This window comes from Solirubrobacter pauli, from assembly GCF_003633755.1.
GTDB lineage: Bacteria > Actinomycetota > Thermoleophilia > Solirubrobacterales > Solirubrobacteraceae > Solirubrobacter > Solirubrobacter pauli.
On record NZ_RBIL01000001.1, the window covers coordinates 3,897,972 to 3,924,762 of the forward strand.

The following is a 26,791-nucleotide window of genomic DNA, read 5'->3' on the forward strand; positions in this document are numbered from 1 at the left end:
GATGGCATGACTCGCCGCCGGTGGCTGGGAGCGCTCGCGGCGCTCGGACTGCTCGTCGCGGGATGCGGGGAGTCGGGGAAGCGCGAGCCGCAGCAGCTCGCGCTCAAGCCGTCGGCGACGCCGAGCGCGACGCCCGAGCGGCGCCTGCCGGTGACCGACGCCGAGAAGCGCGTGATCCGCGGCTGGGCGAACGAGCTCCGCCACGGCGACGTCCGCGCCGCCGCGCGCTACTTCAGCGTGCCGAGCGAGATCGTGAACTTCCAGCCCGAGCCGCTCGAGCTCGAGTCGGCCCGGCGCGTCGTCGACTTCAACGACAGCCTGCCGTGCGGGGCGGAGGTCATCTCCATCATCCGCACCGTCAGCCAGCTCGTCGTCGGCGAGTTCGAGCTGACGGACCGCCCGGGCGGCGACTGCGGCTCGGTCGCCGGCACCCGCGCGACGTTCGCGTTCCTCGTCGGCGCCGACGAGCACATCAAGCGCCTGATCCTGATCGACGCCGGCAGCATGCCGACGCCGGACACGACCCTAACCTAGGCTCGGGCTCACGTACCGCTCGCCCCGCAGCACGGCGTCGAGCCCGTCGATCAGCTCCGGCAGTCCGCCCTCCTTGAGCACGATCCCGTCCGCGCCCGCCTCAAGCACGGAGTCGAGCTCCTTGGGGTCCGTGGTGGCCGTGAAGACGAGCACCTTCGTGCCGGCCTCCGAGCCGGCCAGCCGCCGGATCAGCGACGCCCCGCCGCCCTCCGACGCCAGGTGCAGGTCCACCACGGCGACGTCCGGCTTCGTCGACAGCACCAGCTCCGCGCCGCTCTCCGCCGTGCCCGCCACGCCCGTCACGTCCCAGCCGCGTTGCTGAAGCACGTCCCGCAGGAAGATCCGCAGCGCACCGTGGTCCTCGACGATCGCCACGCTGCGGGAGTCGTTGCTCATGCCAGCCTTCATACCGCATGACCGTCCTGGTGGATCCACTCCGGCGCTACGAGCACGTCCCGTTCTCGGTCAAGGACTGGTGCCACATGGCGGTGGACGGCTCGTTCGAGGAGCTGCACCGCTTCGCCGCCTCCCTCGGCATCCCGCGCAGCCGCTTCCAGGGCGATCACTACGACCTCGTCCCGTGGGTCCGGGCCCGCGCGGTCGTCCTCGGCGCGGTGGAGGTCGAGACGGCCGAGCTGCTCCTGCGGATGGCCGGCCCGCGCGGCGACCGCGCCCGCCGCCGCGCCGCCGCCCGCGATTCGCAAGGCGGCTCGACGGAGTAGGTGCTGCCGCGGCCACGCTCATGGGGCCGAGAGGATGAACGACGCGAGGTAGAGCGCCACAACCCCGAGCGTGGTGACGGTGACGAGTTGAACGTCGACGGGGCGGCGCCGTGCAGCCGCTCCGAGGGGGTTCGTAGTTCCGCCCGCCGAAAGGTCGTTTCCTTCCAGGCATGGGGGCGCATTCGCCTTGCCAGGACGGGGCTGAGCGCGTGGATCACGTTCGTCCCGTCAACAGACTAATTAACGGAATGTCGCTAGCCCGTCCTTGACGGAGAAAGTGCCCGGCCGTATTGTGCGCTACGTCACAAACCGCGGGGTCCAGAGGGGGAGCTTCATGAAGAAGTTGTTGCGGTCTGTCCTGTTGGCGTGCGTGGGGGCGCTCGTCTTTGCGAGCGGCGCCCAGGCCCAGGTACCGGGAGCGCTGCCGGTCGGGCCATCGGGAAAATCGGTCGTGCAGAACCCGACCACGTACACCAACCCCATTTCGCTTACGCAGGGTTCGGAGAGGATTCTGACGGCCGGCGAGCCTGTCATCAAGATCATCGGCGGTGACTACTACCTGTTCACGCGCGGGAGGCGTGGCTACTGGTGGTCATCTGACTTCGCGAACTGGAACTACGTCAATGCGCCCAACCTCCTGGGCGGGATCGTTGGCATGACGGAAATTGACGGCAAGCTGTACAACTACGCCGGCAATACCAACAACCGAGTGATGACGACCGACGATCCGAAGTCGGGAGTCTGGTACGAAGCCGGTACGTTCTCCAGCAACAACTATGGCGACGCCAGCATGCTGTACGACGAAGACACTGGCCGGCTGTTCATGTACTACGGATGGTCGCAGCTTCTGGGCATCCGGGTCGTCGAGTTGAACAAGCAGACCTTCAAGGAGATCAGCAAGCCGGAGGTCGTCAATTGGGGCGACCCCCATAAGCACGGCTGGGAAACCCGCTATTCGAGCGACCTGATCTTCCCATTCTTCTCCGACCGGCAATACCGTCCTCAGGAATATGGATGGACTGAAGGCCCCCATCCGCTCAAGTACAACGGCAAGTACTACGTGTTGTACTCATCGATCGGTCTCGAATTCGCCTCCTACGCGCAGGGTGTGTACGTGGCAGACGACCCGATGGGTCCATATGTCTATGACCAGCACAACCCGCTGACCCGGATGGTGTCGGGCTCCGCGCCGGGCGCGGGCCACGGCAGCTTCTTCCAGGACAAGCAGGGCAAGCTCTGGACCATCGCCATGGTGGCGTTCACGCAGAATGGCGGTAACGGCAACACGCTCATGTCCCTCTTCCCCACGGATGTGGACAAGGAGGGCGTGATGCACGGAAACGTCGAGTACGGCGACTACCCGCAGTACCTGCCCGGCGTCAAGAAGGATCCCATCACGGACAACTTCACGGGATGGACGCTTCTGTCGCTGAACAAGAAGGTCCAGACCTCTTCCACGCAGCCCCCCGGTGCCCAGACGGGCAACTACTGGCCGGCATTCGCGGTGGACCAGAACGGCAAGACGTTCTGGAGCGCTCAGACGGGCAACCCGGGCGAGTACATGACCGTCGACCTCGGCACGACGAGCGACATCCGCGGGATCCAGATCCAATTCGACAGGGCTGGTGCCACCGGCAACGCGGCACTCACCCGCTACCAGTCATACACCGTCGAAGTGTCCAGCGATAACCAGACCTGGACCAAGGTCGTCGACAAGAGCGACAATCCCCAGGACCTGCGGTCCGATTACATCGAGCTCCCGACGGCCGTAAGCGGTCGCTATGTGCGGCTGACCAATGTCTTCACGCCCGACAACGGACGGTTCGCCGTGAAGGAGTTGCGTGTCTTCGGCAATCCGGATGCGTCGAAGTTCACACCAGTGCCTCCGGGCAACCTCATGGCCGTCCGCAACGAAGTGGACCGTCGCCAGGCCGATCTGCTGTGGAAGCCCGTGGATGGCGCCGATGGCTACGTGGTGCGCTACGGCATTGAGCGGGACAAGCTGTACCAGAGCGACATGGTCTATGGGAAGAACGCTCTGAACATCAATGCCCTGAACGTCGATCCGGAGTACTACTTCGAGGTGGAGGCGTTCTCCAGCGGCACGCCTCGATACGTGGAGAACCCGTTCGAGACGCGGGGCAGGGGCGCCGAGCTCGATCTGATCAGGCGGCCGACAGGAGGCACGCAGAGCACCACAAGGCAGATGACGTATGAGACCTACGGCAAGGACGAGGTGTATGTCTTTGACAACATCACGCCTGGTTCCTACACGTTGAATCACACCTACGGTGTTGGGATCTGGGGTCCGCAACAGCTGACGGCGGAGCAACTCATCGGGACGGACACCACCACGCCTACGGTCACGGCACTCGACCTGACGCAGTTCGGCAATGGTTCGACCCAGTGGGGTACCGTCGAGGTCCGGGTGTATCCGGGGCCGACGAGCGGACGGATCGAGGTGACCTTCCACTACACGGAGCACCGAGTGGATCAGGCGATCACCTTCGCGCCCCTGACGGCTCCGCCCTACAGGGTGAGCGCGACCGCGAGCTCAGGCTTGCCTGTGAGCTTCAGCGCCGCGGGCACCTGCACCCTCTCCGACGACATCGTCACCGTCACCGGTGCAGGCACGTGCACCATCACCGCCTCGCAGTCCGGCAACGCGGACTACTTCCCCGCGCGCGACGTGTCGCGGAGCTTCCAGGTCGGCACAACGCAGGCGGGTGGTGACGTGGGCGGCACCGTGCCCGCGACCCTGGCCCTGACGCTGGGGGCGCCCGCGCCGCTTGGCGTCTTCGAACCGGGGGTCAGTCGCCCGTATGAGGCGACCACCACGGCGACGGTGACCTCGACGGCGGGCGACGCGCTGCTGTCGGTCACCGATCCGAGCCCGTCGGCGACCGGGCGGCTCGTGAACGGGTCCTTCGCGCTCGGCGAGCGGTTGCAGGTGCGGGCCAACGCCAACGCGTTCGCGCCGCTGAGTGCGACGGCGGGCAGCCCGCTCGCGCTGTTGAGCTACGGGGGGCCGGTGAGCAACGACTCGGTGTCGATCGCCTTCCGTCAGGAGATCGGCGCCGGCCAGGCGCTGCGAACGGGCGCCTACGGCAAGACGCTGACGTTCACGCTGTCGACGACCACGCCCTGAGTCAGGTCCCGGGCCGCCCCGAAGGTCGGGGCGGCCCGCAGCGCCCGCCGCGGTACTTCGGGTCTCCGCTCGATGTTGCCGCGTGCGGCAGCGACGACACGCCGTCGACAAGCGGCGCCGGCGGTGACGCGACGGCGACTGAGGCGGCGAAGGCCAACGGCAAGTTCATCGGCGTCGACGCCGCCAACGACGGCCTCGGCGGCGCCGTGGTCAGCGTCTTGAAGCGCAACGGCCAGAACGGCAAGGTCCCGGTCACCAGCCAGGACGCGCCCGACGAAGGTCTGCCGACGGGTTCGCCACTGCCGACAAGGTGTGCACGAGCGCGGCGCTGAAGAAGGCCTGCCAGGAGAACGGCGTCGGCGGATGGGCCTGGCCGTCGAGGGGACAGCAGCGTGCCGCGGGTAGTGCCTGGAAACTACGTTATTCCGCGCCGTACAGCCCGGCTTGTGGTGCTAGTGGATATGGTCGGCATTCCGGGGGTTCTGTCACCCAATTGTCACCAGGACGGGACCTCGTGGGAGAGCTCGTGCGCGGTCGCGGGATCATCGTCGAGTGAGCGGTACCGGGGGAGCGCGACTCCCCATCGTCTAGTTGGATTCCGTCCTCACGCGGCCCGATGCATCCCCTCGCTCCAATCGATCACCACATGCCGCTGATCCGCTGCCAGTGGTCGTCCGTGATCCTGACCGAAGCCCCGTCGCGCGTGATCAGGTCGGCAGCGTCGTCTCGACTCACGACTCCTCGTGCGACGAGTTGCTCGAGGTGCTCGAGGCGCGCTGGTGTGGCGCGAGTGTCTCCCTCGGAGGTGACCCGGTATGCGGACGCGTCCGCGTTGGTGGGGCGGCTGTCGTGACTGATGATCACGGAGGAATCGAGTGCGCGCAGTTCGTCCTGCACGGCGCGCATGTAGGGTCGGATGAACCGTGCGTCGGACGTCACCCCCAGCAGGCCGGGGAGGCCGATACGGCCCGACGACGCCAGCCGTACGGAGCAGAGCGTTCGGTCAGAGCCGGTCTTCTCGATCTGAAGGGCAACCTCAGACCCGATCGCCGAGTCTTGCTCGCGGGCTCCGGCGTCCGTCAACATGCCGGCCGCGGCGCCGAGACCCTTGCGGCCGAGGTAGATGGCTAGGGCCCCTCGGTCGGTGGTGCGGACTTCCCAGCTCGCCTTCGCGACGAGTCCGCCGCGGCCCGAGAAGGCCCGGACGAACGCTTCGATGCATGCCTCTCGCGAGGCCGCGACGTCGTATCGCCAAGTGCGACGGTGATCCAGAAACCCCACGTGTCCTCCAGATCAGGTTGAGCGGCGCAGGTACAAGGTTCGCGAGGTTTACCACCCGTTGCGCGGTGCGTTCGTCGCGGAACGCTGTGACTTGCCCGTCGGGGTAGCGGACCTCGGTGTCGTTCTGGGTGAGAACGCATTCGGGAAGGTCATAACTGACCAGCAGTCTGGGCTTCTTGTAGTTCTTCTCGACGAAGACGTGGACGTGCTGGTCGGTGACCGCGACGCGGTGACGTTCGACGTCCACGTGCGGTTCCTCGCTGTCCTCCCACGGATCCGTGACGAGCGCCACCAGGTCCCAGCTCATGCCGCGCAGTGATAGCCCGGGTGGGCCGCGCGCCGCTCGTCCACGTGCTTGCGCACGCCGCGCAACCATTTCCCAGGTTCGGCCGGCTTGGCGCGTTCCTCCCGCTCCGCGCGTTCGCGTTCCCTCTGCGCGGGATCGACGCCGACCTCCACGAGTACCCCGCGCTCGCCCAAGATCCGCATGCTCTGGATAAAGTCGGCGGCGTGCAGTGCGCTCGTGTCGATCTGCGCAGCCTCAAGCACGCTGAGTACCTGGCCCCGGTGGAGATGGATGCTGTGGCTGTCCGGGAAGACGATGCGCGTGCCGTCGCCCCTGATACCGCCCGGCCCCACGGCACATTCGCTGAGGCGCTGTCCGGGGCGATCGAGTCGTCGGCCTTTGAACAGGTAGACGCGCCTTTCTCGGCCGCTTGCTGTCGGTCGTGGTCGCTGATCATCGCGATGGACGTGAAGCCTGGTCAGCTCTGGTGCTGAGACCGGCTGTGGCCGCAGTCGCAGAACTGCCAGTCGTTGCTCTTGGTCGTGTAGCGAGGACAACTGCACATGTTGCACTTGCCGAACTTCGCCACGGTCGAGATCTCACGCTCCGTGGTCGAAGCTTCGCCCAGGGTCGTGATGTCGCGCTCATATGAAGCGGTGACTGGCATGGTTAGCTCCTCGCTTGGCCGACCCGACGCTCGTCTTTGAACGCCGAATGGGCTCGGCGTCGGCGTTCAGGCCCTCGATTTGTTGAGGCATTGTCAAATCCTCAGCACGTCTTGCCGTGATCATGAGACTGTTGAGGCCGGCGATCAGTGGTTGCCGCACTTCAGTGCTTGTCCTGGTAGACCGTCATCTCATGCCTCTGTCCGACTGGACGGGCACACCCGCAACTCAACCTGCGCTCGCTGAAATGTCACTGACGCGCGGCACCTCGGCGTCCGGCGAGCCCGTGCGGCGCGCAGCGCTCGGTGTCTCCAGGCCCGCGATCGACGGGATGTCGTCCTCGGGCCCCGCATCCCGCATCAGCGCACCCACGAGCGCGTAGAAGCCGGTGGCGATGGTGACGCGGACAGCGTCGGAGCCGAGCGTGGCGCGCGAGGCGGCGCTGAGCCCTCCGGCCAGGATCTCGTCCACGGCGCGGAGCAGGTCCGCGTCATCGCCGGCGAACGCGTCCGCTCCGAGCGTCACGCGAGCCACCTCGTCAGGGGAGAGGACCGCGAGTCGCTGGGTGGACAGGAACGCGTGCGCCCGCCACACGTATTCGACGTCGACGACGGCGCTCACGCGCAGCGCGATGAGCTCGAGCACGCGGGCGTCCATGAGCTCGCTGAGCAGGCGGCCCTGGGCGTTGACGGTCTCGCCCAGCTCCGGCTCCGCCGCGAGACGGGCGAGCAATCGCCACGGGCGGATGTCGTGCCGCCAGTGGGTGGGGAACGCGCTGGACACGACGACCCTCAGCGCCTCGCCCGCGCGCCGATCGGCGGCGCGACGGACGGGTCGAGGACGATGTCGATCAGATGCGGCGAGCGCGTCTCGAGCGCGAGCGTGAGCGCCTGCTCGAGCTGGGATGCGCTGGTGACCCGCGTCGCCCTCGCGCCCTTGGCTCGGGCCACGGCGGCGAAGTCGGTGTCGGGATACCAACCGTCATGGTCGAAGCGCCCGTGGGCTTCCATCCCGAAGCGGACGATGCTCGGCCCGCCGTTCGACATCACGCCCCAGATCGTGGGGAGGTCGTACTTGACGGCCGTGTTGATCTCGTCCTGCATGTGCATCGACGCGTCACCGCACAGCGCGAACACGGGCGTGCGCAGCGCCGCGGCGGCGCCGACCGCGGCCGCGCCGGCGAACCCCATCGAACCCCAGGCCTGCTCCGAGAAGTAGCGATCGGCGACGGGGAACTCGAGGCGGTTGGCGCTCCAGAACATCGCGCTGGATGCGTCCGCGAAGTAGGGGAGCCCGGCGTCCACGACGACACGCTGCAGCACCTCGAGCATCTCGACGGGGTGGAGGCGGTCCGCCTGGGGCGTCGGCGCCGCGAACAGCCCTCGTGGCGGCCGCCGGCGCCGGAACCCGCGGCGTGCCAGCGGGCCGTCCAGCAGTGCCCGGAGCGTGAGCCCGATGTCGGCTTCGACGGCGATCGTCGGCGCCTGCGGGAAGCCGATCCCGAAGGCGCGATGGTCGTGGTCGACGTGAATCAGCCCGCCGGTCGGGACGAGCCGCGCATCCCAGCCCGAGGTCGCCTCGCCGAGCCGCGAGCCGAGCACGAGCACGCGCTCGACGCCGTAGCGCGCCAGCTCCTCGAAGACGAGCTCGTGGCCGCCGTTCCCGGTCACGCCGACGAACGTCGCGCAGCCGTCGGCGATCCCGAGCGCGCGCGGCGACGCCAGCACCGGCAGCTGCGCCTTGGCGACGAACCGCCGCACGAGCTCGGCGTGCGGGCGTGCTCCGAACCCCACCCACACGGCGACCCGTTCGTCGTCGATGATGGTCCGGATCTGCTCGACCTGGGTGGGGGAGGGCGCTCGCTTGGAGGGCGCGCACGGCGGGACCGCGATCTGGACGCTCGTCGCCTCGGCCTGCAGCGTTGTCGGCAGGGCGATGTGAGCGGTGAATCCCGGATCGTGTGCCAGACCGCGTGCGATCCGGCCGAACACCGCGGGCAGCTGGTCGGCCGTGTGGACGTGGGCGACGTAGTCGAACAGGCGACCGGCGGCATGCAGCTCCGACAGCGTGAACCCGGAAGGCCCGGTCGCCTGGATGCCCAGCCGGTTGGTCTCGATCGGCGGGGTGAGCGGCGTCAGCAGGATGAGCGGCATGCGGGTCATCCGCGCGGCCATCAGCGCGTTGATCACGTTGGCGAGCCCCGGCCCGGTGGTCGCGGCGATGGCGGTCAGCCCGTCGGAGACCATCCAGTCACCGATCGCCATGAAGCCCGCACCGCTCTCGTGCCGGGCCTGGATCACGGCGATCGCGCTTCGGCCGAGCGCGTCGATCATGGGCGAGATCTCGCGCCCGCCGAGCGCGTACGCGCGCTCCACGCCGAGCGCGATCAGGCCGTCGGTGACCGCTTCCGCGACTTCGCGGACGCGTACCTGGGGGAAGGCTGCCTTGGTCATGCCGCCCTATCTGCGGCATGAACGGGCACGCCGTCCAAGCGCGCCCGGGAATCCGGGCTCAGGGCTCCGGGATCATCCCCGGGTCGAGCACGAGCGGAAGCGGCGGGGCGGTCGGCAGGAGCCGGTCGTCTCGCAGGTCGACCCAGACCCAGCCGTCCGCTCGCGCCTTGGCCGCCATCGCGTGGGCGCCCGTCGCGACGTGCTGGCCGAAGTGCCCGACCACGGCCTTGCGCAGCTCGTCCGCGCGCGTCGACACGACCGACGGCTCGATGCCGAGCCGGGTGGCGATCTCGTCGTTCGGGATGCCCGCGTCGAAGTGACGGATGACGGCGCGCACGCTCGGCGGCAGCGCCAGCGCCGGCCTGTCGGGCCACCACTCGGCGCCCTCCATCACGGTGTACAGCAGCTCGACGCGCTCCGACCAGCCGTTGAGCGCCTTGCTCATGACGTGCTGGCCGCCGCAGACGCGAAAGGTCCAGAACAGCTGGTCGTCGTTGCTCGACGTCCACAGCACCAGCCGCGTGTCCGTGAGCTGCTCCTCGCGGCGTCGCTGCGTGTAGATGAAGCTCGCCAGCTCGAGTGCGGACGGCCGCGGCTTCGCGTCCGCGCCACGGCGGAGGTGGTGGTCGATCAGCACGATGTCCGGGAATCGCTCGAGGTCCATCAGCGCGTCCTTGGCCCCGTCGAAGGTCCGCGCCTGGCCGACGATCCGCAGGCGCGGGCGGCCCGCGCGGCACTTGTCGATCTCCGCTTGCACCTGGTCGGCGTGCTCGATGTCCTCGCAGAGGAACAGCTCGATGTCGTCAGTCGCCCCGGACATGATCGGGGAACCCTGACAGAACGGCCGCCGAGCAGGACACCTCGACGCCGAACCATCCCGGTCGCGGCCGCAACCCGACGAAGGCGCCGTCGGTGTTCTCCCGGCGGTCGAGGCGGCCCTGCGGCAGCTGCCGTGCCAGCCGTTCGATCCGCGCTCCCCCGCTTCCCCGCCGACCCCGTCGAGGGACAGGGCGACGCTCGTTGGCGACGCGCAGCACGAGCCGGTCACCCACGACGTCCAGCGCCACGTACGCGCGCATCGTGCCGTGCACCTCCGCCTCGCGGATCAGCACCACCAGCAGGTTGTGCAGCGTCCTGGCGTCCTTGGCTGAACGCACGACGGCGGTCCGCAGCCCTTCGACGTCTCCGAACAGCGGCGTGCGCAGCTCCACGGGGGCCGGCTCACCCGCGAGCTCTGCGTCACGGGCGCGTGTCGCTGCCGCGTCCGTGTCGCCGAGCGGCACGTCGCTGTGACGGAACGCGGTCTCGACGAGCTCGAAGAGCACGTCGGGTGGCTGCTCGATCGCGTCGGCGTTGGCTTCGAGCACGGCGGCGGCCTCGACCACCGTCGTGACGTCGGCGTCCAGCTCGAGCCCGGCGACCGCTTCCCGCAGCGTCCCCGCGACGTCGAGCATCCGCTCGCGCGCCTCGCGCACGGCGCGCACCGGCAAGGTCCCACTCGCGATGACCTGCGCCGCGGTGCTCGCGGACAGGGGCAAGATCGCGCCGTAGCTCGAGCCCGTGTAGAACACGGCCGCGAGCCCCGCCGCCACCTCCGCCGCGGTGCGTGGGAACGACACGCCGCGACGCGTCAGTCCCACGCTCTGCACGGTCGTCACGACCCCGACGAACGTCGCGAGCCGTCGCCAGCTGAAGTCGGGGCGCTGCGCCCAGTTCGTCCAGCCGCCCGCGAAGACGCCGGACATCCACGACGGCTGGGTGTACAGCAGCACGCACGTCGCCGGTACTTCCACGCGGAGCAGCGCGTGGCGCACACGCCGTCCGGCGGCGCCACGATCCATGGCCGCGTCCGCGACGCGGGGTCCGGCGGTCGCGGTCGCGGTCGCGATCGCCGCGGCCGCCGCCCACGCCATCCCGCCCGGATGCCGCAGGTCAACCGGCGCCGCCGTCGCGTTGCTCAGCGCAGGGGCCAGACCGACGATCGCCGCCCGTGCCCAGAGCGTGAACAGCAGCGTCGACCACTCGATCTCGGCGGTGTGCAGCAGCCGCACCTCGTCGAGGACCAGCCCCACCTGCTCGATGACGTCGCCCAGCTCCGCGGGCACCCGTGCCGGCAGTCGCGGTCGCACGCCGTAGAGCGCGAGTGGGTCGCCGGCGCGTGAGGGCGCGTGCGGCGCGAAGCCGCCGAGCCGGCGTTGCTGGTCGACATCCTTGTCGCTCTCGCGCTGGGCGCGTGTCTCGAACAGCTGGCGCTCGAGAGCGTTGATCCCGGCTCGTGCCGACGCGATCCGCCGCGCAGCGTCCGCGGCCATCGGCCCTGCCTGCAGACGTTCGAGCGCCGCCTCCGCGGCGCCGAAGGACGGCGTGTGCGTGCCGTCGTCCAGCAGCAGGTCGCGGAACGCACGCGCACGCTCCTGCTCGAAGGTCCGTCGCCCAGGCCCGATGCCCAGCGCGTGCTGGATCGCCCGTCGCGCGTTCGCGTAGGCGATGACCTGGCCGGCGAGGACCGCTGCGGCCGCGACCAGCGGCGAGCGCGCACGCTGCCGGTAGGCGAGCGTCCCCGTGGCCGCTGCGCCCAAGAGGGCAGCCGCGGCCCAGGGGGCCGGTCGCCAACGCTCGGAGTCGGTGTCCATCGGCGAGAGCGTCTCAGAACGCGCAAGCGCCGCCCGGGTTTCCGGGCAGCGCTGGACGACGACGGATCAGCGGGAAATCAGCGCCGGATGCGACAAGACAGGGGTGATCGCCGACGCGTGGAGAGCATTCGCCGAGAAACCCGTCGAGGACTTCGAGGCGCCGGCCCCGGCGCTCGAGCTGGCGACGGTGCTCGAACGCCACCACACGGACATGGACGCCGCCGCGCGCGCCGCGGCGCAGGGACGCGAGCGCGGGTTGCACGGCCTTGCGGAAGTCGCGGTGTTGGCCGTCGACCTCGAGAACCTGCTCGAGCGCAGCGGAGGTGCGTGGAGCGCCGCGCTGCGGGTGTTGAAAGACCAGATGCTCGCGGACATCGCCGCCGCAGGCCTGGAGATCGTGCGGCTGCGGGGCCTGCCCGCGCGTGCGACGGTCGACCTGGTCGACGTCGAGAGCTGGCGCTACGACGACGCGTACGCGGAAGCGGTCGTCGTGGAGGAGCTGGCGGTGGCGGTTCGTCATCTCGGACGACCGTTGCGGCGCGGTCGCGTCGTGATGGGAGCGCCCCAGAGCGGGGGTCCGCGGACGACGGACGACGGCCGTGCGCGAGCCTCACGGAGCGCGGCCGCGGAGGCGCACCCGCAGCGGCCGGTCGCGACCGTGCCGGGCAGCATCCTGTGCCCGGTCACGAGCTGCCGGCATCCGAACGCCCCGGACGCCGACGTGTGCGCGGCGTGCCTCACCCAGCTGGTCGTGTACCGTCGCTTCTCCCAGTTCCCCCAGGTGCTGTTCAACCGCGGTCTCCAGGCGGCCCGGTCGAGCGATCCGACGGGTGCTCGCGATCAGTTCGCGGCGGCTCTCGCCTGGGCTCCCGAGGACACGGAAGTCCGCAACGCCTACGCGCTCGCCTGCTTCGAGGCCGACGACGAGCCCGCGGCGCGTCGAGCGTGGGAAGAGGTGCTCGAGCGGATGCCGACCGACGCGCGCGCCCTCGCCGGGCTGAGCCGGCTGTCGAAGCGTTGACGCGCGCCACATAGCCACACGTATAGGAACTCTTGACCTGATGGACATGGCTCTGATTGGGTTGTCGCGGCCGCTCGGTCGGCGGTCCTCCACCTTCAATGCCCGAGGTCGACTACAGCATCCTGGGTCCGCTGGCCGTCCGGCTGGAGCCCGACGCGGTCGCGGTCGAGCTGCGCGAGACGCATCGCATGCTGCTTGGTCGCTTCCTGCTCGCCCCGGGGACGGTCCTGTCGGCAAGCACGCTCGCCGACGACGTCTGGGGTGAGGACCGTGAGCTCAAGCGCCGCTCGAACAGCGTGCAGGTCGCCATCGGACAGCTGCGTCAGAGGCTCAACGACTCGGGGCCCGCCTGGCGGGTGATCAACACGGTCGGCGCCGGGTATCGCCTCGTGGTCAACGACGCGATGCGGCTCGACGCCGAGCGCTTTCGGGCACTCGCAGGACGAGGCAAGGCGCTGTCGGAGTCGCAGCCGCGCGTCGCCCGGGCGATGCTCCAGGAGGCCTTGGCGTGTTGGCGTGGCCCGGTCCTGGGCGACCACGGCCGGCTGCACTGGGCGATCGGCCACGCGACCGAGCTCGAGATCCTGCGCAACCGCGCCGAGACCGACTTCAACGACGTGCGGCTCCTCCTGCACGAGTACGACGGGCTCGAAAGCACGTTGCGCCGGCAGATCCACGAGCACCCGGCGGATGAGCGCCGGCGGGCGCAGCTCATTCGCGCGCTCGACGGCGCCGGCCGTACCGCGGAGGCCGGCCTCGCATACCGGGATGCGGTGCGCGACCTCGGTGCGCTGGGTGCTGAGCTGCGACGGCTCGGCGAGCGGATCGGCCGTGGGCAGCGTGCCGACGACACGCGGATCTCCACCGTCGTGCACGCGCCGTTCGACGGTGCCCTGCTCTGCGCCAGGCTCGGCCCGACGCGCGATCCGGCCGGGCCTCGCCTCGGCACGACGGCGCTCCTCGTGGACCGCTGGGGCGGTGCGGCCCACGTGGTCGGTGACGACGAGCTCGTCGCGTGGTTCGAGGACCCGGGCGCGGCCATCCACGCCGCCGACGCGCTGGTCGCCGATGAGCGGCTGCGGCCCGCGATCGCTGTGCACGCCGGTCCATTGGTGCGGTTGGGCGATCTGATCGCCGGCGCCGGCCCGTCCCGCGCGCGTCTCCTCGCGGAGGCCGCCCATCCGGGACAGGTGCTCGTGTCCGAGGAAGCGCGGGCGCGGTGCAAGACCGGGCGGCCGCTGCGGAACCTCGGAGCGCAACGGTTCGCCGACCTTCTCCCGGGCGAGCCACTCTACGAGTTCGGCGGTGCACAGAGCGAGCCCTTCCCGGCGCCTGAGACCCTCGACGTCGGGTTGCACAACCTGCCGGTCCAGCAGACGACGTTCGTCGGCCGTCGGCGCGCGCTGACCGACATCTCGCGGCTCCTGTCCCTCGGGCAGCTTGTGACCGTCCTCGGGGCGGGCGGATGCGGGAAGACGCGCCTCGCGCTGCAGGTGGCCGCGAACCGGTTGCCCTTCTTCCATGACGGTGCGTGGTTCGTCGAGCTCGGGCAGCTCGAGACCGGCGCGGACGTCGAGACGCTCGCGATCGCCGCAGGCGGGCAACTCGGCGTTCGCCCGCTGCCTGACGAGCTTGCCTCCTCCGCGCTCGTCCGGCATCTCTCCGACCGTGCCCTGCTGCTGGTGCTCGACAACTGCGAGCACGCGCTGGCCGGCTGCGTCGAGCTCGTGTCGCAGATCCGGAGGTCCTGCCCCCGTGTCTGCGTCCTCGCGACCAGCCGTCAGCCTCTGCGGCTCGCGGGCGAGCGCGTCGTCGAGCTGCCCGCCATGGACCTCACGCACGCGAGTCCGGACGCGCTTCCCGAGGCCGTTCAGCTGCTGCTCGAGCGGTCCGGTCCGCTCGCCGGCGACGCGCGCGCGACCGTGCACGCCGCGACCCGGATCTGTCGGGCCGTCGAGGGCTCGCCGCTCGGCATCGAGCTCGCCGCCGGGCTCGTGGCCACGCGTGGGCTCGTGAACGTCGCCGATGACCTCGACACGCAGGTGCTCGGAGATCGGGTGCCGGACTTCTCCGATCCTGCACGCCCGCCGCGCCAGCGGACGATCGAAGCCACGATCCGTTGGAGTCACGAGTTGCTCGACGCGCGCGCGAGACGTGTGCTGCATCGGCTCGCGGTGTTTCGAGGCTCGTTCGCGCTCGCCGAGGCGCAGGCGGTCGCCGGCGGCGACGACGAGGTCGGGCACGTGTTCGACGCGCTGATCGAGCGGTCGATGCTGACCGCCGAGCGGGCGGTCGCCGGTGAGCCGCGCATGCGCCTCGGCCAACCCATCCGCGCGTTCGCGCTGGCTCGAGCCACCGACGACGAAGTCGAGCGCGTGCGTCGCCGACATGCCGAGGCGTTCCGAGACCTGGTCACGCGGATCGCGCCACGGCTGTTCGGCCCGGACGAGCAGATCGCGCTCGAGCGTCTCGAAGCGGATCACGACAACTTCCGCGCGGCGCTCGCGTGGATGATCGAGGACGGGGATGTCGACGGCGCCCTGACCCTCGTCGGTGGGCTCTGGTGGCTGTGGTTCTCCCATGGCCACTTCGAGGAAGGCGCGGGGTGGACGCAACAGGTCCTGGCGATGGATGAGCGCCCGTCGCAGCGGCGGGTACGCGCGCTGCGCGCCGGCTCGCACCTGTCCTGGTGGCGCGGTGACTACGCGCAGACCCGGGCGTACAACCACGCGCTCGAAGCCTGTGCCCGAGAGCTGGGGGACGAGTGGGGCCTCGCCTGGGCGGCGCTCGGCGTCGGCGCCGCCCAGATGTTCCCGGACCCGGAGGGCTCGCTACCCCGGTTCGAGGAGAGCCGGAGCCGCTTCCAACGTCTTGGACGTGACTGGGAGGCGGCGTACGCGCAACAGCTCGTCGCCGCGTCGCATTGGTTCCGCGGCGACGAGAGAGCCGCCGGGCGCGCGTACCTCCAAGCCGCGGACGAGTTCGAGCGGCTCGAGCACGGCTCCGTCCTCGCCTCGGTGCGTCGCGGCGCCGGCCTGATGGCCGCGCGTTGCGGGCAGCTCGGCCGCGGCGAGGCGCTCTGCGAGGCCGCGCTGCGGTTCACGGACGCGATCGGCGACCGGGCGGGCAGTGCCCAGGCGTTGAACTTCCTCGCCGCGATCAGTCGCGGCGCGGGCGAGTTCACGAGTGCGCTCGAGCGGTACGCGGAGGCGCTCAAGCACGCCCGTGAAGTCGGCGAGCTGTGGGCGACGTGCTCGGCGCTGGACGGCATCGCCGGCGCCGCCCAGCGGCGCGAAGAGAACGAGCTCGCCGCACGTCTGCTCGCCTGCTCGGGACGGCTGGCCGAACGCTCGGGCTATCGGCCTTCGGTGGCTGATCGCCAGCTCCGCGAGCAAGACCTGGCGCGAGTGCGGGAGGCCCTCGACAGCCGCGACTTCGACCGAGCGCTGGCCGAGGGCGAGCTGATGAGCGTGGGTGAGGCCGTCGCATCCGCCTTGGCGTTCGCCGAACGCGCCGTCTGAGCGCGGCGTCAGCGGTTCTTCAGCGTCGCCCTGTGGAGTGCTCCACGCACGGCAACCCCAAGGAGGGTCGGATGGAGTACAACCCGGAGAAGACCAACGCCAACACGAGCGGCAACCTGCCGCCGAAGGACAAACCGGTCGACCCGAAGATCGCGAAGGGCCTCGGCAGCACGGCGCTCGGCGGCGGCAAGAAGTGAACGTGACGCTGTGGCCGGGGGGCGCGTTCCCCCCGGCCCGGCGGCGATCCCGCCGATCGGTCTGACCATGGGGTTCTTCTCGCGCGGCCCCGCGCGTCGCCCGCCGTACCTGTCCGCGACGCCGGCTGATCTGCGCCGGCTCGGCGAGCTGGCGTTCGGCGGGGAGAGCCCGTACCCGCCCGGCGTCAACGCCTTCCCGCCGGGTGAGCTGGATGGCTACGCGATGCACTTCCTCAAGGTCGCCGGATATCCGCCGATGGACTCGCCGCAGGGCCGCCAGGCGCAAGGCCAGTTCCTCGACGAGCTCGAGGCGGCCGCCGCGTCGGCCGGGGCGTGGGCCTACGTCGGCGCGATCTTCGTCGGCTGGAACGCGCTCACCGGGTCGTTCCTGGAAGACCCGCGCTACCGGCGCGTGGCCGATCGTGGCCTCGACACGCTGCGACGTGACGGCGTCTCCTACACGGCGATCCCGCCGTTCGCGCTCGACTGCTGGACGCAGGCCCACGGCTACGAGGGCAGCCACCCGGCCGGCTGGCCGACCGCGCTGGCCGACCTGCCGATCCCGAACGAGGACGAAGCGCCGCCGGTGAAGGACCTGGCGGACGGCGAAGCGCGCCGCCTCGCCCAGGCACCGGCCGCCCCCGCGAACTCGATCTACGCGGAACGCCGGCCCGACGGCACCGTGCAGGCGGTGGTCGAGGGCGTCGACCCGGACACCGGTGTGCTTCGCCGCTGGGACTGGGACGGGCTCAGCGCCCCGAGCTATCCCGCGTTCCTACGGGAGCTCGGCGAGCGTCTCGTCACGCACTCGTACTGGGCGCACGACGACCTGATCCCGTACTTCCCGTGCCGGCGTCGCTCGCGCGACCAGATGCGCGTCGAGGCCGGCGCGTTCCAGGCCGGAGCCCGGTAGCGCGTGTCCCGGCCGGTCGAGCACGCGGAGGTCGGCGGTGCCGCGGACCAGCTGATGCGTCGCGTCCTCAATGAGGTCGACGGGCTCCGCGCCCGGGTGCTGCGCGACGCGGACGACATCCGCAAGCTCCGCGACGACGTGCGCACCGCCCTGATCGAGGTCGAGCAGCGTGCTCGCGAGCACGTCGGCGCGTTCGTCCCGCGGGATCTCGGGGAGAGCATGCGTCGCGACCTCCAGCACGCGTTCGGCCGGGAGCTGCCGCGGCGCCGGCCGCCGCAGCCCCCGCCCACGACGTTCGACGAGGCACGCCAGGAATGGAACGGCCTCGTCGCCTTCGCGCAGGACGACGTCCGCGGCCTGATCGCCGCCAGACGCGCGTGGGACCAGAAGCTCGTCAAGCGCCGCAAGACGATGCCGACCGTCGGTGAAGCGCTCTGGACGGTGACCGTGCGGCTGTCGGAGATCCACGCCGCGCTGCCGGCCCTGCGCGAGAGGTACGTCACCGAGCGGCTCGACGCGAAGGCGGATCTGAACGGCGAGCTCAACGTGGAGATCGCCCGTCGCGCGCAGGTGATGGACGAGGTGTTCAGCGCTTCGCGGCGGGTGCTCGCCGAGGCCGAGCGAGCTGCGGGCCTGCCCGGCGCGGACTGGTCGGACCCGGGCTGGCGACAGGCGGCGCCGGCCGGCGCCCTCCAGCGCATGATCCGCGCGGGGGAGATCGACCCGCGGCTGCCGGCGTCCTCGGGCATCACGCGGCTTCCGCTCCTCCTCAGCCACCCGCTCACGTCGGGCGTCGCCATCGCGAGTGGCGTCGCGCGACGCCAGGAAGCGATCGATCTCGCGCGCTCGCTCGCGCTGCGGTCACTGGCCGCGACCCCACCGGGCAAGCTGCGCTTCATCTTCGTCGACCCGGTCTCGCTCGGCCAGTCGGTCGCGGACTTCCGGCACCTCGCGGAGTACGACACCCGCCTGGTGGACACGAAGACGTGGACCACCGAGCGGGAGATCGAGACCAAGGTGCATGAGCTCGCGGCCCATCTCGAGGTCGTCATCTCGACCTATCTGCGCGGGCAGTTCGACTCGATCGAGGACTACAACCGCCAGGCCGGCGAGGTGGCCGAGCCCTACCGGGTGCTCGTCGTCCTCGACTACCCGACCGGCTTCTCGGCCGCGGCCGCGCGCCAGCTGCTGAGCCTGATCGAGAACGGCACCCGCTGCGGCGTGCACGTGATCCTCCAGCACGACCCTGAGCGCGGCTCGGTCGGCGAGGTGCCGCTCGCGCGCCTGACGCACTCCATGCAGCGCATCGACTTGACCACGACCGTGGGGCGGGTGATCCTGCCCGCCCCGATCGGCGAGGTCGCGGCGGATTTCGTGCCGGACGGGCTACCGCGGATGACGTTCACCGCGGACGGGCGTGCGGAGACGCCGACGGCGCAGCTCCTGCTCCGCGTCGGTGCCGAAGCGCGGCGGGCGCCGTCCGGGCCTGTGACGCTGCGCCAGGTGGTGCCGATCGTCAACCGGCTCGTCGCCACCGACCTGTCGTCGCAGGTCCCGGCGGTCCGGCCCGGCGCCCCGGATCTCGATCCAGCGGACTCGGCGACGTGGTGGAACGCGACCACCGCGACCGGCGCGTGCGCGCCGATCGGACGGTCGGGCGCGCACGACATCGCCGCCCTCTACTTCTCCTCGACGGAGATCGCCGGCGGCGCGATCGTCGTCGGCCTGCCGCGAACCGGCAAGAGCACGGCGCTCCACGCCGCGATCGTCTCGTTGGCGATGGTCTATCCACCGGAGGAGCTCGAGCTCTACCTCGTCGACAGCAAGCACGGTGTCGAGTTCAAGGTCTACGAGCACCTGCCGCACGCCCGTCTCGTGTCGATCAACAGCGAGCGCGAGTTCTCGGTCAACGTGCTCCAGAGCCTCGACGGCGAGATCCGCCGGCGCGCGGAGCTGATGAAGCGCGAGACCGCCGGCAAGGCGAACATCACGGAGTACCGGAGCACGACGGGCAAGGCGATGCCGCGGATCGTCCTGTTCATGGACGAGTTCCACGAGCTGTTCGAGGAGGACGATGCGCTCGGCCAGGCTGCGTTCCGGGCGTTCAGCAACATCGTCCGGCAAGGTCCGTTCGCGGGCGTCCATGTCGTCGTCTCGTCGCAGACGCTGTCGAGCATGCCGGCGATGGACCGGTCCACGCTCGCGCTGCTGCCGATGCGCGTCGCCTTCATGTGCAACGACGCCGACGCGGACCTCGTGATGGGCGACCTCAACCGCGAGGTCCGCGCGCTCACGCAGCAGGGCGAGGGCATCTTCAACCCCGCGCGCGGAGAGCCTTCGCACAACAAGCCGTTCCGTGGCCTGTACATCCCCTCCGACGAGCGCGGCCTGCTGCTCACCGAGATCGGGCAGAAGGCCGCGCGGGCCGGGATCACCCGCGTCCCGCGCGTGTTCGACGGCGATCGTCTCGCGCAGCGCCCTTCCGCGTGGCCTCAGGTCAGCGCCGGTCGGCCGGTGCTCGCCCTCGGCGAGCCGTTCGACCTGGATCCGTACGCCGGCATCGCGCTGCGCCGCGGCCGCGGCAGCAACGTGCTGCTCCTGGGCTCGGCCGCCGACGACGCCGACGCGGACCCGGCGGTCGCGGCCGCCCTGCAGTCGTGCGTGGCCGGAGCGAAGGTTAACGGGATGGCGGTCCAAGTCATCGACTTCATCGGCGACACCGAACCTGCGGAAGGGCTCGACCTGCTGGAGCTGTGCGAGGCGCTCTCGGTGTCGTACCGGCGCGCATCCGGGTTCCTCGGCGAGCTGGAGGCGACGTTGGGGGAGGTGGAGACGCGGCGACGCGCTGAGGACTACCGCCGGCCCGGGCGGCTGCTCGTGCTCAACGGGATCCACCGGGCGTTCGACCTCGCTCCGGAGGACCCGTACGCCGACCCGGACGATCCACCCCGGCCCGGCACGCTGCTCGCACGCGTCGTGCGCGACGGTCCGGAGGTCGGCTGCCACACAGCCGTGCTGGTCGACAGCCTGGTGCAGTTCGAACGCAAGGCCGGTCGCGATCTGCTGTCCGAGTTCGAGTGGTGCGTCACCGGAAGCGACGCGACCGTGGCCGAGATCACGACCGTCACCGACGTCTACAACGCGCCGGCGGTCCGCTCGAGCCAGTTGTTGCTCGCCGACCGCGCCGGCGGAAAGCAGCGCCGGATCCGTGCCTATCCGCGCCACACGATCAAGTCATTGCCCAGGTCTGACCACAGGAGCAGCACATGAGCGACGCCGTCGTCGCCGACCCGGACGACGTCAAGCGACTCGCGCGCGAGCTCGAGACGTACCGGTCGAAGATCCAGGACGCGAGCAAGCAGGCGCAGAACGCGATCAACCGAGCGAACTGGAAGGATCGCCAGAAGCAGCAGTTCGAGGACAAGTTCCGCGACTTCCAGCGCCAGACGGACCGCTTCGTCGACGCGCAGGTCAAGGACTTCGTCAAGCAGCTGAACGCGCTGGCGCACGACCTCGAGAAGGCACGGAGCCACCGGTTCTGATGGCGGCTCCCGTCGATGCTCGCGTCAGCGCCGTGCGCACCTTGGCGGACGGTTTGACGACCTACCAGCGCGGGTTCCAGGCCGCGATCGCGTCCGCACGCTCGGACATGACCCGTGCGGTCGCCGATTTCCAGGTGGCGACGGCACGGAGCCAGGCCTCGTTCGACCGCGCGGCCCGCGAAGCCGCGGCGCGAGAAGCTGAGCTGGCTCGCTGCACCGAGCGCTGCGAGGACCTGGCACGCGCCCACGCGCGGGCGGTCGTGCACCGTGACGAGTGCCGCCGGCACCGGGATCGGCACAAGCAGGCGCTCGCGAAGGTCGAACGGGCGGCGGAGGATCTGTTGGCGACGATCCAGGCCGTCGAGGGCGCGGCCGGCCAGACGATCCCGCGCGGGCGCAAGCACATCCAGGAGTACGCGACGATCCTCGATCAGTACCTGCAGCGGAGCGCGTCATGAGCGAGCTGCGCCAGGCGCTCACGAGCCAGCGCGAAGCGTTGCAGGCGCTCACGCACAGCCGGGCCTCGGCCGGGGCGTGGGTGGACGGCCAGCGCGCGAGCCTGGACAAGCACTGCCTCGATCCGCTGGCAGCGGACGGGCGTCGGTTGTACGAGGCGATGAAGCACGCGTCCCAGGAGATCCTGGCGGCACAGCGGATGCTGGCGCCATGATCGGGCCGAAGACCGAGGCGGCGTTGCAGCGCGCGGACCTGTGGCCGCCCAGCTCGGAGACGAGAGAGCTGATCCAGCTCGGGCTGATGCGGATGGGCGCCGGCGACGACGACGTGCTCGAGATCACGCGTGCGTTCTGGCGAACCGAGACGCACGGCGGCCAGAGCGTCCTCATCCTCACGCGGACCCAGCAGTGCGCCGTGCTGGAACCGGTGTCGGTCGGCGTCCTGCGGCGGCGCAAGAGCCGTCCCGCGGTGCTGCAGATCAAGCACACGCAGGTCCGGGACCTGATCGACAGCAACGACGAAGGGGCGGTGATCTTCTTCGTCGGGGCGGGCGAGAACCCCGACTTCCTGCTCGCCTTCGACCGCACCGCCGAACGCGATCGCTTCTACCCATGCGTGTTCGCCGCGCAGCGCGGCGACTTCACCCGCTGGGGCTTGCAGCTCGACCCCGCGCACTACGTCGCCGACTTCGATCGCTTCTACGCGGAGCTCGTCGCCTCGGGCATCGAGGACCGACGCGCGTTGTCGCAGTGGGTCGAAGCGCAATACGAGGAGCACGCGATCGAGAGCGCGCTTGGGTTCGCGACCGCGTGGCGTGGCGCCGAGCTGGACGACCGCACGCCATCGAGATGGAACACGAGCGCCCGGGTCGGCCGGATCGCTCAGCCCGCACCCTGGGACCACCACCCCCAGAGTCACCGGCTGTTCGTGCGTCTGGGCGAGCAGCTCTACGACGACGGCCTGCTCGGCCCGCCGTACGACGAACGCAGCTTCGACACCGGCGAGCCGTTGAGCTCGGGCGATGCCGGCCCCGCACGGCTGCTCGCGCTGATGTGGCTCGCGGCGTTCGCGCACGAGCTCCGCGACCACCGCGCGACGGAGTTCATCGGGGCGGCGCGACCGTACCTGCGCTCGGTTCCCGCGCAGGTCTTCTCGGGGGCGCTGCGGACGGCGTGGGCCGACATCGCGTCCCTTCCGGATCCGGAGGAGCCACGCGAGCTCGAGATCTGGGAGGACACCGAGGTCGCGATGATCTGCAAGCCGCAGGACGGTGCCGTGCGCTACGACACCAGCGCCCTGGGACCGGTCGATCGCGCGCACGTCGAACGGTTCCTGCAGAGCTTGAGCACGATCGACGAACAGGCGGGCTGCATCGCAGCCGCGCTCGCCGCCGTCAACGCCTACGAGGAGCTCTCCCCGCTGGCACCCGTCGGATGGCGCAAGCTGCTCGTGTACCACGCGTCCGAGCTGGCGCACCACGTCTGGCGCCGGTTCGGCCTCGACCACGAGACCGCGATGCTCGCGCAGTGGGTCGTCGTGACGATCGGCGCGCAGGGCTGGGGACCGGACGGCAACTCCAGCCCGCTCGGCCAGCACCACTCCTACGCCATGCACCTCGCGGGCGAGACGACGGTCGGGCTGCTGGTGATCGACCCGGAGACTGGGCGCGCGTCGGTCCCGACCGGGGACGAAGCGCGCCGCGCCGCGGACAGAGGAGCGTTCTGATGTTCGAGTGGGGGCTGGAGTGATGAAACGGTGGTTCACGCGGGCTACGGCCCGGAGCGACGGCGCGGTTCCCGCGCACGTCGTGGCCCTGCTCCCGGCATCGACGCGGTGCTCGACGGGTTGCAGGCGGCGGCGCTCGACGCCGCCGACCGCAGGGCGGCGACGATCGGCGCCTACGGGCTGTTCGGCGAGCTCGAACCGGAGTCGCGCGACCCGCGGTTCCTGTCCCTGTTGGACGACACGCTGGAGCAGATCCGCGCCGCCGGGCTCTCCAGTGGGCATCTCAACCGGTATGAGGCGGACCGGTGGATCGAGCTCCACGGCGAGCTGCGGTCGAGCTTCGACCGGGTCTTCGAGGTCGAGGTCCCGGATGTCGCGGACCTCCCGTCCGCCCGTCCCCTGATGCGCGGAGACGTCCGCCGGCTCGCGCTCACGGAACCGCTGCCGTTCGGCAACGCGTTCTTCGCCGAGCACCGGCAGGACGGCACCTTCGTCGTGTTCTCCGAGCGCATCTACAGCCACGAGGACCCCACGCGCTCGCGGTACGACGAGCACCATCTCGGCATGTTCCACACCTTCGAGGATCTGCTCCGAGCGCTGGGAGGCGAGCTGCGTACGCCGACCCACTGGTTCGACGACGACCTCGAGCCGTACTTCCCGCAGCGGCGGGCTTGACCCGCGCGCAGAACCACCGACACCACGAACCAAGGAAGCCACGTGACCTCTGTCTTGACGTTTCTGCTGAGCCTTTACATCGCAGTCGCCTTCATCGCCTGGCCGTTCATGTGGGCGACCCGGACGAGCCGGGAGGACGCCCCCATCAATCGACGGCTCCAGTCGCTGATCCTCGCCCTGATGTGGCCCTTCGCGCTCGCGGGGCGCTTCCTCCGCTGATTCTGCAGCGCGGCTATGGCGAGTGAAGCACGCGCAAATGATCGGTCGACAACGTCGCTGGGCGCGCATCCGGTTCGATCGATGTCGGCCTCCCTCCACTGCGTCAGTGAAGTTTCAGCGCGGTCCGGTGGAGTCCGCGGTGCAGGGCTCCGTATCAGCGAAGGACTGGAGGGAAGGGTGGGCGAGAAGTCAGCCGAGTTCCGAACCGCACTGAGCGTCAAGGAGTGTGGCTTGCGGTTCCGGTCAGGCATCGAGGGCGGGCGCGGAGCGAGCGCGTGGATCGGCGGCCTCACGGCAAAGGCGCTCGGAGGTGAGACGCTCACCTGGTACACCCCGCGCGACAACACGCCGTTCGCGGCACTCAACGACGACCCACCGATGTTCAGCGTCGGTGTCGGCGTCCCGAAAGCGCAGGGCGCGCACCAGCACGGCACCAACGTGCAGATGCACGTCTGGGATCGCGGCAGCTACCGCGACGTGGTCCTGTGGGCACACCACTCCCTCGCCGGCGGGATGCATGCGTCGAAGCTGCTCGCGGCTGCAGAGGCGGCGGTCAGGGCCTGATCGTGCCCGCGGGTGCCCCCACGCGGGGCACCCGCGGGCACGCGGTGACGGTGCCGTCAGTGGGATTTCAGTGAAGGCAGTTGCACTGATCACTACGTGATCGGCGAGTGCCGGTCGTAAACGAGAGTTCACGGATGATGGGTGGTGGAGCGCACCAATGCTGATGCTGGCGAAGCAAGGCTGGGATCTAGTACAGGGCTCGCGCAAGGTCTACGAGCACTGGAAGCGGCTGCCGGACGCCGACCGCGAGCTCACGCGCGCGTCGGCGGAGCGCGTCGGCGCGCTGGGCGCGGAGCTCAGCAAGGCGTTGGCGATGAGCCGATTTCGCCGCGACGCGACCCCGGGCGGCCGCGGGGCCGACCTGGTCGCAAGCGAGTTGCAGACGGTGCTCAAGGAGATCGCGACCGGGCCGCTCGGCGTCGTGGCCCTCGCTGCGCTGCGCCCTAAGGGCCGGTTCGCGCGAGCGGCGGTAACCGGCGGAGGCTTCGTGGTCCGTAGGATCAACCGCAAGAACGGGGCCGCCGTCCTCCCGGCCGGCCCAGCCTCGGACCCGGCCGCTACGCACGTGGCGATCCAGCTCGACCAACTGCGCGCCGTGCACCGTGAGCACGACCGCTCGGGCGTCGGCCTCGCGAACCTGCCTCAGTACAACCATGCCATGGGCGAGCTCTTCCGCATGGGCCCGCACGCCGTGCCGCCCCTGATCGCGGTGCTCGGCGGGCCCCGGCCGAGCACGGACACGCCCGAGGGTCTCGTCGAGGACGGCGTGGCCAACGACATCGCCGAGGTGCTCGGGGCGATCGGGGATCCAGAGGCGATCGACGTCCTGGTCGCGCAGTTCGATCGCTTCATCGTCGCCGCGCACCGCGCCCTGGCGCAGTTCTCGGAAGGCGTCGAGACACTCCTCGCCGGCTTGGACGCCCCGGACGACTTCACCCGCGGTTGCTGCATCCAGGGCCTGGCGTTCGCTCGCGTCGAGCGCACGCGCGCGGCGCAGGGAGTCACCCAGGCCCTTGGGGACGGCGTGGCCCACAACCGCGAGCTCGCCGCGCTCTCGGCGCAGCGGCTCGCCTGCCCGGATCCACAGCTCCTCGCAGTCCTCGACCGTCTAGCGATGGACGACCCGAGCGAGCGGGTCCGAGCGAAGGCCCTGCAAACCCACCACGAACTCGCGTCGCAACTCGGACCCGAGGTCTCCGCCCAAGGCGTTGGGAGCGGGAACCGGGAGAACGGCACAAACTCCACTCAAGCCCACGAAAGGAAGCAGATGGGGTGGTTCTCGAAGGGTCCTAAACCGGTGAGCGCGTCGCTGCCCGATCCGGAATGGTCCGCGGCATCCCGGGCCACATACGTCCGGGAGGTGTCGAAGTACTACGGCACCCCCGAGACGATGGCCGACGGTGGGCGCAAGCATCTGGCCGCCGGCGATCCCGGCACGGCGGTACACCTGCTGTGCAAGAGCATCGACATGATGCACACCGCCTACGGGTACGCCGAGATGCGAGATCGACAGCCGGGGCCCGCCGACCAACCGATCCTGGACGATTTCTGCGAGGCCGTGGCAGCGTCACTCGCCGCGCATCCCCAAGCCGACCTCGACGAGCCTGTTCGCGAGGTCACGCACCGTCTTCGCGCGATCGCGCACGCGTGCGAGCAACGACAGCTACCGGCGGGGATGTTTCGCTTGGCGCACGACCGGTTGGGGCGGATCGCTCCCCGGGTTCCCACCGACGACTTGCTGTGGGCCTAGCGGGTGGATCACCGAGAAGGGAGTCTCGACCATGGGCGTACTTGATCACAGGCGCACGTGGCGCTACATCGTTCAGGCGACGCCGCGCGAGTGCACTCAAGCGTTCTCGGCCGCCTTCACCGGCCGTGGCGGACGGCTGGCGAAGGCGGAGTGGAGCTGATGCGACCCTACATGCGCGCGGTCGAGGACGAGCTGCGTCGGGTCGACCCAAGCCTGCGGGTGGCCAAAGGCCTTTTCGGAGCCCAGGAAGCCGTCCTCGCTGGAGAGGGCGCGGGGGAACTCGCGAGCCACCACCAGCGCCCCCAAGGGTGAGGAGAAGCGCCGCTGTCCGGCGAGTGTCGACACGCGCTCTCGGGGCGTCGTCGACGTTGTGTCACCGGGCCCGCTTCCGGGCCGTCGTGTCACCCAATCGTCACCAGGGGCGAATCCTGGATGGGCGCCACCCGCGAGGCGGAGAGCGGAAGGCGCGAAATTCGCGCTCTAACG

Annotated in this window: 24 protein-coding genes and 1 pseudogene; 19 read left to right on the forward strand and 6 right to left on the reverse strand. The window is 70.3% G+C overall.

Annotated elements, in window-relative coordinates; genetic code table 11:
- The first annotated feature begins 6 nt into the window (after nucleotides 1-6).
- Nucleotides 7-534 carry a hypothetical protein gene (locus C8N24_RS18250; protein WP_121252252.1) on the forward strand — a complete coding sequence of 176 codons (528 nt, stop codon included), beginning with the start codon at nucleotides 7-9 and terminating at the stop codon, nucleotides 532-534.
- Here the strand turns inward: C8N24_RS18250 and C8N24_RS18255 are convergent.
- Nucleotides 526-930 (reverse strand): response regulator, encoded by a 405-nt coding sequence (locus C8N24_RS18255; RefSeq protein WP_170179181.1) that lies wholly within the window; start codon nucleotides 928-930, stop codon nucleotides 526-528. The genes C8N24_RS18250 and C8N24_RS18255 overlap by 9 nt on opposite strands.
- 17 nt (nucleotides 931-947) lie before the next feature.
- On the opposite strand from C8N24_RS18255, the gene C8N24_RS18260 reads away from it, so the two are divergent.
- The 3 genes and pseudogenes from C8N24_RS18260 to C8N24_RS35595 form a co-directional block, all read left to right on the forward strand.
- Nucleotides 948-1,256 (forward strand): DUF4031 domain-containing protein, encoded by a 309-nt coding sequence (locus C8N24_RS18260; protein ID WP_121252256.1) that lies wholly within the window; start codon nucleotides 948-950, stop codon nucleotides 1,254-1,256.
- A gap of 334 nt (nucleotides 1,257-1,590) precedes the next feature.
- On the forward strand, nucleotides 1,591-4,404 hold the full coding sequence (locus C8N24_RS18265; RefSeq protein WP_147447866.1) for a discoidin domain-containing protein: 2,814 nt from the start codon (nucleotides 1,591-1,593) through the stop codon (nucleotides 4,402-4,404).
- Between the two features lie 149 nt (nucleotides 4,405-4,553).
- Nucleotides 4,554-4,688: pseudogene (locus C8N24_RS35595) on the forward strand (sugar ABC transporter substrate-binding protein); the annotation flags it as partial.
- 355 nt (nucleotides 4,689-5,043) lie between these two features.
- On the opposite strand, the gene C8N24_RS18275 reads toward C8N24_RS35595, so the two are convergent.
- The gene (locus C8N24_RS18275) at nucleotides 5,044-5,685 is read right to left on the reverse strand and encodes a hypothetical protein (RefSeq protein WP_121252260.1); all 642 of its coding nucleotides are present in this window, start codon (nucleotides 5,683-5,685) and stop codon (nucleotides 5,044-5,046) included.
- Between the two features lie 58 nt (nucleotides 5,686-5,743).
- Here C8N24_RS18275 and C8N24_RS18280 point away from each other — a divergent pair, with 58 nt between their 5' ends.
- Entirely contained in the window at nucleotides 5,744-6,004 is a 261-nt protein-coding gene (locus tag C8N24_RS18280) for a hypothetical protein (protein WP_121252262.1), read from the forward strand.
- 8 nt (nucleotides 6,005-6,012) lie between these two features.
- A complete protein-coding gene (locus tag C8N24_RS18285) occupies nucleotides 6,013-6,465 on the forward strand; it encodes a hypothetical protein (RefSeq protein ID WP_147447867.1) in 453 nt (150 codons plus the stop codon).
- Nucleotides 6,466-6,864: 399 nt separating this feature from the next.
- Here C8N24_RS18285 and C8N24_RS18290 read toward each other — a convergent pair whose 3' ends face one another.
- Genes C8N24_RS18290 through C8N24_RS18305 form a run of 4 tightly spaced genes read right to left on the reverse strand, consistent with a single transcriptional unit; the run spans nucleotide 6,865 to nucleotide 11,722 of the window.
- Entirely contained in the window at nucleotides 6,865-7,419 is a 555-nt protein-coding gene (locus C8N24_RS18290) for a hypothetical protein (RefSeq protein ID WP_147447868.1), read from the reverse strand.
- Between the two features lie 8 nt (nucleotides 7,420-7,427).
- Entirely contained in the window at nucleotides 7,428-9,089 is a 1,662-nt protein-coding gene (locus C8N24_RS18295; RefSeq protein ID WP_121252268.1) for a thiamine pyrophosphate-binding protein, read from the reverse strand.
- A 58-nt stretch (nucleotides 9,090-9,147) separates the two neighbouring features.
- Complete coding sequence (locus C8N24_RS18300) at nucleotides 9,148-9,909, reverse strand: winged helix-turn-helix domain-containing protein (RefSeq protein ID WP_121252270.1); 762 nt, start codon at nucleotides 9,907-9,909, stop codon at nucleotides 9,148-9,150.
- Nucleotides 9,893-11,722: a hypothetical protein gene (locus C8N24_RS18305; protein WP_147447869.1), complete on the reverse strand. Its 1,830-nt coding sequence runs from the start codon at nucleotides 11,720-11,722 to the stop codon at nucleotides 9,893-9,895. The genes C8N24_RS18300 and C8N24_RS18305 overlap by 17 nt, the downstream gene beginning before the upstream one ends.
- 103 nt (nucleotides 11,723-11,825) lie before the next feature.
- Between C8N24_RS18305 and C8N24_RS34055 the strand changes: the two genes are divergently transcribed.
- From C8N24_RS34055 to C8N24_RS18360, 13 genes are all read left to right on the forward strand, one after another.
- Nucleotides 11,826-12,743, forward strand: a complete 918-nt coding sequence (locus C8N24_RS34055; RefSeq protein WP_170179182.1) for a tetratricopeptide repeat protein — start codon at nucleotides 11,826-11,828, stop codon at nucleotides 12,741-12,743.
- A gap of 98 nt (nucleotides 12,744-12,841) precedes the next feature.
- Nucleotides 12,842-16,264, forward strand: a complete 3,423-nt coding sequence (locus tag C8N24_RS18315; protein WP_121252274.1) for an AfsR/SARP family transcriptional regulator — start codon at nucleotides 12,842-12,844, stop codon at nucleotides 16,262-16,264.
- A gap of 32 nt (nucleotides 16,265-16,296) precedes the next feature.
- Nucleotides 16,297-16,461, forward strand: a complete 165-nt coding sequence (locus C8N24_RS34060; RefSeq protein WP_170179183.1) for a hypothetical protein — start codon at nucleotides 16,297-16,299, stop codon at nucleotides 16,459-16,461.
- 67 nt (nucleotides 16,462-16,528) lie between these two features.
- On the forward strand, nucleotides 16,529-17,374 hold the full coding sequence (locus C8N24_RS18320; RefSeq protein ID WP_121252276.1) for a hypothetical protein: 846 nt from the start codon (nucleotides 16,529-16,531) through the stop codon (nucleotides 17,372-17,374).
- 3 nt (nucleotides 17,375-17,377) lie between these two features.
- Complete coding sequence (locus C8N24_RS18325; protein WP_121252278.1) at nucleotides 17,378-20,644, forward strand: FtsK/SpoIIIE domain-containing protein; 3,267 nt, start codon at nucleotides 17,378-17,380, stop codon at nucleotides 20,642-20,644.
- The gene (locus C8N24_RS18330; protein WP_121252280.1) at nucleotides 20,641-20,916 is read left to right on the forward strand and encodes a hypothetical protein; all 276 of its coding nucleotides are present in this window, start codon (nucleotides 20,641-20,643) and stop codon (nucleotides 20,914-20,916) included. Before C8N24_RS18325 ends, C8N24_RS18330 begins: the two co-directional genes overlap by 4 nt.
- 32 nt (nucleotides 20,917-20,948) lie before the next feature.
- Complete coding sequence (locus C8N24_RS18335) at nucleotides 20,949-21,374, forward strand: hypothetical protein (RefSeq protein WP_121252282.1); 426 nt, start codon at nucleotides 20,949-20,951, stop codon at nucleotides 21,372-21,374.
- The gene (locus C8N24_RS18340) at nucleotides 21,371-21,586 is read left to right on the forward strand and encodes a hypothetical protein (RefSeq protein WP_121252284.1); all 216 of its coding nucleotides are present in this window, start codon (nucleotides 21,371-21,373) and stop codon (nucleotides 21,584-21,586) included. Before C8N24_RS18335 ends, C8N24_RS18340 begins: the two co-directional genes overlap by 4 nt.
- Nucleotides 21,583-23,097 (forward strand): hypothetical protein, encoded by a 1,515-nt coding sequence (locus C8N24_RS18345; RefSeq protein WP_121252286.1) that lies wholly within the window; start codon nucleotides 21,583-21,585, stop codon nucleotides 23,095-23,097. Before C8N24_RS18340 ends, C8N24_RS18345 begins: the two co-directional genes overlap by 4 nt.
- A gap of 108 nt (nucleotides 23,098-23,205) precedes the next feature.
- Nucleotides 23,206-23,772 carry a hypothetical protein gene (locus C8N24_RS18350; protein ID WP_121252288.1) on the forward strand — a complete coding sequence of 189 codons (567 nt, stop codon included), beginning with the start codon at nucleotides 23,206-23,208 and terminating at the stop codon, nucleotides 23,770-23,772.
- Nucleotides 23,773-23,814: 42 nt separating this feature from the next.
- A complete protein-coding gene (locus C8N24_RS34065) occupies nucleotides 23,815-23,991 on the forward strand; it encodes a hypothetical protein (RefSeq protein ID WP_170179184.1) in 177 nt (58 codons plus the stop codon).
- A 231-nt stretch (nucleotides 23,992-24,222) separates the two neighbouring features.
- Nucleotides 24,223-24,555, forward strand: a complete 333-nt coding sequence (locus C8N24_RS18355; RefSeq protein WP_121252290.1) for a hypothetical protein — start codon at nucleotides 24,223-24,225, stop codon at nucleotides 24,553-24,555.
- Nucleotides 24,556-24,712: 157 nt separating this feature from the next.
- Nucleotides 24,713-26,305 (forward strand): HEAT repeat domain-containing protein, encoded by a 1,593-nt coding sequence (locus tag C8N24_RS18360; RefSeq protein WP_121252292.1) that lies wholly within the window; start codon nucleotides 24,713-24,715, stop codon nucleotides 26,303-26,305.
- The last annotated feature ends 486 nt before the right edge of the window (nucleotides 26,306-26,791 follow it).